The sequence below is a fragment of the Paracoccus hibiscisoli genome, from assembly GCF_005048265.1.
GTDB classification, from domain to species: domain Bacteria; phylum Pseudomonadota; class Alphaproteobacteria; order Rhodobacterales; family Rhodobacteraceae; genus Paracoccus; species Paracoccus hibiscisoli.
This window is the reverse complement of sequence record NZ_SUNH01000084.1, coordinates 1-1,693: the sequence shown is the minus strand read 5'-3', so window position 1 is coordinate 1,693 and position 1,693 is coordinate 1. Positions and strand designations below refer to the sequence as shown.

Sequence of the window (1,693 nt, the reverse complement as noted above, 5' to 3'; positions counted from 1 at the left end):
TGTTCAAAAACGATCCAGACCGTGTGAAAACTTGAACCGGATTTCCAGCATTGAGCGGCCGTGGTATTCTTGGGCATGGCACATATTTCAGGCGGTGATCGGTCCCAGCTCCTGCTTTTGCCGGACTCTGTGGACGACTATGTGGGGTCGGACAACGTTGTCCGGTTTATCGATGCTTTCGTTGACGGGCTCGATCTGAAGGCTGCTGGCTTCGAGCGGGTCCAGGCGAAGAGTACCGGTCGACCGGGATATGATCCGGCCGATCTTTTGAAGCTCTACATCTATGGATACCTGAACCGGGTGCGGTCCAGCCGCCGGTTGGAGGTCGAGACGCGACGCAACCTTGAAGTCATCTGGCTGCTCCGCCGCCTGACGCCCGACTTCAAGACAATCGCAGACTTCCGACGTGACAACCGGACGGCGTTCCGCCAGGTGTTCCGAGAGTTCGTGGTGCTGTGTCGCGAACTCGACTTGTTCGGACGAGAGTTAATCGCGGTCGACGGCACCCGGATCAAGGCGGTGAACAGCCGGGAGCGGAATTTCACCAAGGCCAAGCTGGCCAAAGCGATGGCGGAAAGCGATGAGCGCTTGGCGCGGTATCTCAAGCAGCTTGATGAGGCCGACAAGGACGGTGAGGACGCGCCAGAGAGGGGCACCGTCGAGAGGGTTCAGGAAAAGATTGCAGCGCTCCGGGAGCGGCGTGAACGCCTTAATGATCATAGCAAGACCCTTGCGGACAGCGGCGAGGACCAGATCTCGCTGACCGACCCGGACGCACGCGCGATGCAGTCCAGCAGCCGTGTCGGGGTCGGTTACAACATCCAGATCGCGGTCGATACCAAGCACAAACTGATTGCGGAGCAGCAGGTCCACAACAAGGTCAGCGACCTGGGCCTGCTGACCGAGACGGCCAAGGCTGCCCGTGAGATCCTCGATGTTGCGCAGATCGATGCCGTGGCCGACCGGGGCTACTTCAAGATCGAAGATATCGATGCCTGCGAGATGGCAGGCATCGTGCCTTACGTTCCCAAACCGCAGCGCGGATCTGCTGTTGCCAAGGGATTTTTTCCCAAGGACCAGTTCCGCTATGACGCCGAGGCAGACATCTACACATGCCCGGGCGGCGCGGCTTTGCGACATGTGCACAGCCGCCCGGTTCGTGGCGAGATCCGCGTGTTCGACTATGCCAATTCGGCTGCTTGCAAGTCCTGCGCACTCAAAACACGTTGCACCGCTGCGGCCTACCGCAAGGTTGCGCGCTACGAGAACGAGGCCGTGCTGGACCGGATGGCGAAACGGCTTGCCGCGCGGCCCGGGGTGCTCGATGAGCGGCGTGAGAGCGTCGAGCACCCGTTCGGCTCCGTAAAGCAATGGATGGGCCAGGGCGCATTCCTGATGCGCAGGCTGGAGAACGTGCGCGCCGAGTTCAGCCTGACGGCCATCGCCTACAATTTGCGTCGAGCGATCAGCCTTGTCGGCATTCCGGCGTTGATTGCGGCCGTTCGACCGTAAAGGCTCAATATTTCCTCAAGTATCAGCCCATATTCGCCTTCAGAAACCCCCACAGGACCCCAAAACCCACGATCAAGCGTTTGATCCGGATCCCCTAAAGGAAAATCTCCGATCCAGCCAAAACCCCTGCACACCATCAGACCTCGGCAAGTTTTCACACGGTCTGGATCGTTTTTGAACA

At 59.5% G+C, this 1,693-nt stretch carries 1 protein-coding gene; it reads left to right on the top strand.

The features are described 5' to 3' along the window. Positions 1–75 precede the first annotated feature (75 nt). Complete coding sequence (locus tag FA740_RS19370) at positions 76–1,512, top strand: IS1182 family transposase (RefSeq protein WP_136858420.1); 1,437 nt, start codon at positions 76–78, stop codon at positions 1,510–1,512. The last annotated feature ends 181 nt before the right edge of the window (positions 1,513–1,693 follow it).

What these genes read in the sequence shown, in the direction of transcription:
- FA740_RS19370 (WP_136858420.1), top strand. Translation starts at nt 76, where the DNA reads ATGGCACATATTTCAGGCGGTGATCGGTCCCAGCTCCTGCTTTTGCCG.